This window comes from Lachnospira multipara LB2003, assembly GCF_000702205.1.
Taxonomy (GTDB): Bacteria; Bacillota; Clostridia; order Lachnospirales; family Lachnospiraceae; genus Lachnospira; species Lachnospira multipara_A.
This window is the reverse complement of the sequence record NZ_JNKW01000001.1, coordinates 559,361-566,413: the sequence shown is the minus strand read 5'-3', so window position 1 is coordinate 566,413 and position 7,053 is coordinate 559,361. Positions and strand designations below refer to the sequence as shown.

General features: G+C 34.7%; 6 protein-coding genes and 1 rRNA gene. All 7 read left to right on the top strand.

The genetic code is table 11. The features are described from left to right. Positions 1 to 223, top strand: a 23S ribosomal RNA gene (locus T537_RS0102640); the annotation flags it as partial. A 252-nt stretch (positions 224 to 475) separates the two neighbouring features. Beyond that, positions 476 to 1,615, top strand: coding sequence for a putative bifunctional diguanylate cyclase/phosphodiesterase (locus T537_RS12310; RefSeq protein ID WP_051637140.1), 1,140 nt, complete (start codon positions 476 to 478; stop codon positions 1,613 to 1,615). A gap of 53 nt (positions 1,616 to 1,668) precedes the next feature. Beyond that, positions 1,669 to 3,006 carry a dihydroorotase gene (locus tag T537_RS0102630; protein ID WP_027438181.1) on the top strand — a complete coding sequence of 446 codons (1,338 nt, stop codon included), beginning with the start codon at positions 1,669 to 1,671 and terminating at the stop codon, positions 3,004 to 3,006. A 201-nt stretch (positions 3,007 to 3,207) separates the two neighbouring features. Beyond that, the gene (locus T537_RS0102625; protein ID WP_031556168.1) at positions 3,208 to 3,759 is read left to right on the top strand and encodes a DJ-1 family glyoxalase III; all 552 of its coding nucleotides are present in this window, start codon (positions 3,208 to 3,210) and stop codon (positions 3,757 to 3,759) included. A 4-nt stretch (positions 3,760 to 3,763) separates the two neighbouring features. Further along, a complete protein-coding gene (locus T537_RS0102620; protein WP_051637139.1) occupies positions 3,764 to 4,846 on the top strand; it encodes a D-alanyl-D-alanine carboxypeptidase family protein in 1,083 nt (360 codons plus the stop codon). 110 nt (positions 4,847 to 4,956) lie between these two features. Then, entirely contained in the window at positions 4,957 to 6,246 is a 1,290-nt protein-coding gene (gene tig, locus T537_RS0102615; RefSeq protein WP_031556164.1) for a trigger factor, read from the top strand. A gap of 222 nt (positions 6,247 to 6,468) precedes the next feature. Continuing rightward, positions 6,469 to 7,053 (top strand): ATP-dependent Clp endopeptidase proteolytic subunit ClpP, encoded by a 585-nt coding sequence (clpP, locus tag T537_RS0102610; protein ID WP_027438178.1) that lies wholly within the window; start codon positions 6,469 to 6,471, stop codon positions 7,051 to 7,053.

Below are 7,053 nucleotides of genomic sequence, written 5' to 3'. Positions count from 1 at the left end.
ACTGACCTCTGGTGTATCGGTTGCATTACCAAGTGCATGGCCGAGTAGCCAAGTCGGGACGGGATAAACGCTGAAGGCATCTAAGCGTGAAGCCCCCCTCAAGATGAGATATCCCATACGAATGTAGTAAGACCCCTTGAAGACGACGAGGTTGATAGGCAAAAGGTGGAAGCGTGGTGACATGTGGAGCTGATTTGTACTAATAGGTCGAGGGCTTAACCAATAAAGGTTAAGGTTTGGATAGAGAGTGAGAAATCACTGAACATAAACGAGGGTTATTCTTAGAGAATGACTTACGGATGAATATATTTAATGTGCAGTTTTGAAAGAGCAAGTGATTAATCCAAGCGAAAGCTTGGATTTTTTTTATATATAAATTCTTACTTAGGATAATAAAAATATCTTTTCAAAAGAATGAACTAGGTTTATAATAAATTTAAGCAATATCCATATTATAAGTAATAGGGGTTTATATATGAGTGAGAGAGGAAGCAATAATAAGGACAATGGAAATCTAGCTGCAAAAAGAATTCTTGATTATATCTTAAGTAATATAGAACTTGGAATAATTGTTAGAGAAGTAGAATCTGGAAAGGTTGTATTTGCCAATGAAAAGGCGAGTCTTGATGTTGCAGTAGAGACAGTTATAAGAAATACTTATGATGAAGCTATTGTAAATGAAGGTAAGCCATCAGAAGGCTTTAAATACAATAATATCAAATATTATCCTCAATATGGTCGTTGGTATGAAGTTAGATTAAAGGAAATGTGTTGGGTTGATGGAAAATCGGCAGTAATAGGCACAGCACTTGATGTAACTGATAATAAACGCTTTGCCAACAGAAAATATAATAAGCATGAAGAATATATTAAAGAAGCAGTAGAAACTTCTAAGGATGAATTTGTATTATTCTATCAACCAATAGTTAGTACAGTAACTAAAGAATGTGTTGGATCTGAAGCTTTAATTAGATGGGATTCGAAGAGTTTGGGCTTTATGTATCCTAGCGATTTTATTCCTATGGCTGAGTATTTAGGTTTAATAACAACAATTGGAGAATTTGTTATTGAAAATGCTTGCCTCCAGTGTAAGGAATGGAATGATAATGGACATCCAGATTTTCATGTAAGTGTGAATTTATCTGCAATACAGTTAATGCAGTTTGATCTTGTAGAGGACATTAAGGAAATAATAGATAGAACTAAGGTTAATCCAAAGAATATTGTTGTGGAAGTAACAGAATCTTTTGCAATTAATGATATAAATAGGGTTATAACAATTCTAAATAATTTACGTAAACTTGGAATTAAAGTGGCACTTGATGATTTTGGAACAGGTTATTCGTCATTAAATTATATAAAGAGATTACCATTAGATATTATTAAAATCGATAAGACCTTTATAGATGATTTAATTGAAGATGAGTATGCTAAAGCATTTATAAAGCTAATTGTAGATTTATCTAAAACAATAGGTACACAAATAGTAGCCGAGGGAGTTGAAAGAGAGGAACAATATGCTCTATTAAAAGAATTTGGAGTTGACTATATTCAGGGTTATTTGTTTGGTAAGCCAGTAGATTCATTAAGTTTTGAGAAGGATAATTGTTTATAAGAGTTAGAGATAGTAGAGGAAAGTAAAAATTAGACATTAGGGGGGAGCAAAAATTGAAGATTCTTATTAAAAATGGCAGAGTTATCGACCCTGCAAACAAGATTGACGACCAAATTGATATTTTAGTCGACAAAAACGTGATAAGCAAAGTAACTAACAATATTAGCGAGGCTGAAGCATCAGGGGAAGATGATTTAATTATTGATGCAAATGGATGTTATGTATGCCCAGGTTTAATTGACTTAAGAGTGCATTTTAGAGAACCAGGATTTGAACATAAGGAAACAATTAGAACTGGAGCAAGAGCTGCTGCAAGAGGTGGATTTACAACAGTTTGTACTATGCCAAAAACTAAACCAGCCATTGATAGCGAGGAAAGAGTTCGTGAGGCCATAGAGAAGGCAAAGGATGTTACAGACATTAATGTACTACCGGTTGGAGCAATAACAGCTAGTGATGAGGGTCAATATTTAACTGATTTTGATGGTATGAAAAGAGCTGGAGCAGTGGCTGTATGTGAGGATGGTAATTCTATTATGGATGCTAGAGTAGCAAGACAGGCACTTAAACAAGCTGCAGAAGTTGATATTCCGGTTTTTGCCCATTGCGAAGATAGAAATCTTATGGCAAGAGGCGTGATGAATGCCGGAGATAGAGCCAAGGAATTAGGCCTTTATGGAATATTAGATGCGGTTGAGGAGACAATGGTTGCAAGAGATATATTGCTTGCTAAGGATACAAAGGCAAAATTACATATTTGTCATGTGTCAACAAAGACAGCAGTTGACCTTATAAAACAGGCTAAGGATGCAGGACTAGATATTACAGCAGAAGTTACGCCACAGCATTTAATTCTAACAGAGATGGATGTGGATGGTAGTGATGCTAATTATAAGATTGCCCCTCCATTAAGGAAAAAAGAGGACAGGGATGCGCTTATAAAGGGACTTAGACTTGGAATAATAGATGCAATAGCCACAGACCATTCACCACATCATTATTCAGAAAAAGCGGAAGGCTTTGTGGATGCACCTTTTGGAATGTCTATGCTTGAATCGGCTGTTAGTCTTGTAATTACAGAACTAGTTGCTAAGAATTTATTAACACCTATGCAGATGGTGGATAGAATGAGTCTTCGCCCAAGTAAAATTATAGGAATTGATAGGGGCACACTTGGAGTTGGAAAAGTTGCTGATATTACAATTATTGATCCTAAGCAAAAATATGTAATAGATTCTAGTCTTTTTGCTTCAAAGGGAAAGAATACACCATTTAATGGTAAAGAAGTTAAGGGAAAGGTAATCTATACAATAGTAAATGGCAGAATTGTTTATTCTAATAAAGATGGTAACGAATTTATTATCGATAAGGATGAAACAAGGTTAGAGTAGACTTTTTAGGGAAAATAAAAGATAGTAATTTAAAGACTATATTTGAATAAAAAATGATAAAAAGTTAAATAATTGATATGTGTGTTAAAGAGACTGCGAAATTGCCATTTTTCGCAGTTTCTTTTTGCATATTTGTTGAGAAAATAAGGATAAAATGGTATTCTATAGTGGTGCGAAAAAAGGCATCAAGGAGGAGATTTTATGAAGGTATGCGCTATTTTAACAGATGGCTTTGAAACTGTGGAGTGCTTTGCAGTTGTGGACATTCTTAAAAGAGCTGGTATAGAGGTAGACACTATTTCTATAACAGGTAAGAAAGAAGTCGTAAGTGCACAGGGAATTACTGTAGTCGCTGATCATTTATTTGGTAGCTATGAATTTGATAAAAGTGAAGTGATATTCTTACCAGGTGGCCCTGGAACTAAGAATTATTTTGATAGAAAGGTTTTGATGAACCTCCTTACTGAATATAACGATAATGGTAATAGAATTGCTGCAATTTGTGCAGCACCTAGTGTCTTAGGAAAGTTAGGTTTTTTAAAGGGAAAAAAGGCAACATGCTTCCCAGGTTACGAAGATACTTTAGAAGGTGCTATTTGTCTTGGAAGTAAGGTAAAGACAGTAACAGATGGTAATATTACTACATCTAGAGGTATGGGAACTTCTATAGATTTAGGATTAGAGCTTGTAAGAATTTTAGTAAGTGATAAGGCAGCTAAGGATTTAGCTAAGAATATTCAATACGAAGGGTAATTAAATGGACGAGTATAATTTAGAAGAGGAAATTAGACTTGCTAAATTATCAGTCGAAAAGCGAGAAAGGGTTATCTCAGCCATTAGAAGAAAGAGAGCTAGACAACTTAGAAGACAGAAATTTTTACTTTTTTTTATACTTGGAATAATAATGGTGGGGATAGGATTTATTGCTATTAGAGGAAAAGGTAATGAAGTGAGTGTTTCAACTAACGATGCCATAGAAGACGAGGTTAGTGTTGAGACAGAAGAAGAAAAGGAATTCAAGACAATACCATATGCAACTATTGCAAGTGACTATAAAGAGGTTGCAGACGAAGATATAGATAGTGCTTATGGTGCAATTCTTGATGTAACTAATAACCAGATTATTGCGGGAAGACTTGCTGATACAGTTATGGAACCTGCATCTATGACTAAGGTTATGACATTAATTGTTGTATTGGAGAATATTGATGATTACGAGAATACAACATACACCTTTGACAATGCAATTATTGCACCCCTAGTTAAAGAAGGGGCCTCAAGAGTAGGATATGAAGGTGGAGAAACAGCAACAATTAAGGATATGTTATATGGACTTATCCTTTATTCTGGAGCTGATTGTGCAGAAGGTCTTGCAATTGCAACAGCAGGGTCTACAGACAAATTTGTGGAAATGATGAATGATAAGGCTAAGGAACTAGGTCTAACTCATACACATTTTATGAACACATGGGGCAATTCAGAAGCTAATCATTATACAACTTGCCAGGAGATGGCAATGATTATGGAATATGCTATACAAAATGAAACTGCAAGAACTATTCTAGCAACAGAAAACTATACAACAGCAGGAACTAATAGAACTCCACAAGGATACAATATTAGAAGTACTATGTGGACAAGAATGTATGGTACAGAAGTTCCTGGGGTTAAGATTTTAGGTGGTAAGACAGGTTATACAGATACAGCAAGAAATTGTCTTGTAAGTTATGCCACTAAAAATGATCATATTTATATTTGTGTTACAGCATATGGAAGCGGCAGATATAAACCAATTTTTGATTGTTTTAAATACTATGAAAGATATTTACCAAATGCGTAGTATAATTTAAAATAAATTTTACTGGTATTATTATATGGAATATGATATAATCCCATAGTATGCACTTTTAAGGTCTAAAAGTGACCTAATTTAAGGAGGATTTTATTAAAATGAGTTTTACAGTTGAAAATTTAGAAGAAAAAAACATGGTAAAGCTTGTTATCGAGTCAACTTCTGAAGAATTCGAAGCTGCTCTTAACACAGCTTATAATAAGAATAAGAATAAGATTAGCCTTCCTGGTTTCAGAAAGGGTAAAGCTCCACGAGTAATGATAGAGAAGATGTATGGTAAGGAAGTATTCTTTGAGGATGCTGCTAATGAAATTATTCCTGATGCATACGCTAATGCAGCTGATGAATCAGGTTTAGAGATCGTTTCTCAGCCTAAGATTGAAGTTACTCAGCTTGAAGCTGGTAAGCCATTTGTATTCACAGCTACAGTAGCTCTTAAGCCAGAAGTAGAATTAGGTTCATATAAGGGTATCGAAGTATCTAAGGTAGATGTTGCTGCTACAGATGCTGATGTTGAAGAAGAATTAAAGAGAGTACAGGATCAGAATTCAAGAATCGTTTCTGTAGAAGATAGAGCAGTTGCTGATGGTGATCAGACTGTTATCGATTTCGAAGGTTTTGTTGATGGCGTTGCATTCGAAGGTGGTAAGGGTGAGAACTATTCTCTTACAATTGGTTCACATTCATTTATCGATAACTTTGAAGAACAGCTTATCGGTATGAATATTGGCGAAGAGAAGGAAATCAACGTTACATTCCCAGAAGAATATCATGCTGAGAACTTAAAGGGTAAGGCTGCTACATTCAAGGTTAAGATTAACGAAATCAAAGAAAAGCAGCTTCCAGAATTAGATGATGAATTTGCTCAGGATGTATCAGATTTTGATACACTTGCTGAATACAAGGAAGATTTAAAGAAGAAGATTGCAGAGCGTAAGGAAAACCAGGCTAAGTCAGTTAAGGAAGACGAAGCAATCGCTAAGTTAATCGAAGATTCTAAGATGGATATTCCAGAAGCTATGGTTGAAACTCAGGTTAACAGAATGGCTCAGGATTTTGCTCAGAGATTACAGGCTCAGGGCCTTTCACTTGATCAGTACTTCAAGTATACAGGTACTACAGCTGATAGCTTAGTTAACGAAATGAAGCCAGAAGCATTAAAGAGAATTAAGTCTAGATTAGTTCTTGAAGCTGTTGTTAAGGCTGAGAACATCGAAGTTTCAGAAGAAGAAGTTCAGGCTGAATTAGAGAAGATGGCTAGCCAGTACGGTATGGAAGTTGAACAGATTAAGAACTTCATGGGCGAGAACGAAACAAAGCAGATTAAGGAAGATTTAGCAGTAACTAAGGCTGTTGAATTAATTGTTTCTTCAGTAGTTGAGAAGTAATTATAAATTATTAACAAGATTTGAAATTTTGAAATGTTATATTTATAATTTTAGATAGTTTAATAGGTAATAAGCACTAATTTTTATGGAATATATAGAAATTAGTGCTTATTTTTATTTAAAATTTATGGATAGTTTTCACTAATTGTTGTATAATTTAAAAGTAGTTAATATGAAAATAAGAAAGTGCACTCTATTGAGGTGCATTTGAAGGAGGAAATAATGAGTTTCGTACCATATGTCATTGAACAAAATAGTAGAGGCGAGAGATCTTATGATATCTACTCTAGATTATTAAAAGATAGAATTGTATTTTTAGGTGAAGAAGTAACTGATGTTTCAGCAAATCTTGTTGTTGCTCAGATGCTTTTTTTAGAAGCTGAAGATCCAAGTAAGGATATTCATTTCTATATTAACAGTCCTGGTGGATCTGTATCAGCAGGTTTTGCTATTTACGATACAATGCAATATATTAAGTGTGATGTTTCAACAATTTGTCTTGGTCTTGCAGCTAGTATGGGTGCATTCCTTTTATCAGGCGGTACTAAGGGAAAGAGACTTGCACTTCCTAATTCAGAAATTATGATTCATCAGCCATCAGGTGGCGCTAGAGGTCAGGAAACTGAAATTAGAATCGTTGCAGAGAATATTTTAAAGACTCGTAATAAATTAAATGAAATCTTAGCTGCTAATACTGGTAAATCAGTAGAAGAAATAGCTAGAGATACAGAACGTGACAACTACATGACAGCTCAGGAAGCTCTTGCTTATGGACTTATTGATAGTGTAGTTGAAAAGAGAAACTAA

Coding starts and splice junctions, on each gene's coding strand:
- clpP (WP_027438178.1), top strand. CDS start 6,469: ATGAGTTTCGTACCATATGTCATTGAACAAAATAGTAGAGGCGAGAGA.
- T537_RS0102620 (WP_051637139.1), top strand. CDS start 3,764: ATGGACGAGTATAATTTAGAAGAGGAAATTAGACTTGCTAAATTATCA.
- T537_RS12310 (WP_051637140.1), top strand. CDS start 476: ATGAGTGAGAGAGGAAGCAATAATAAGGACAATGGAAATCTAGCTGCA.
- tig (WP_031556164.1), top strand. CDS start 4,957: ATGAGTTTTACAGTTGAAAATTTAGAAGAAAAAAACATGGTAAAGCTT.
- T537_RS0102625 (WP_031556168.1), top strand. CDS start 3,208: ATGAAGGTATGCGCTATTTTAACAGATGGCTTTGAAACTGTGGAGTGC.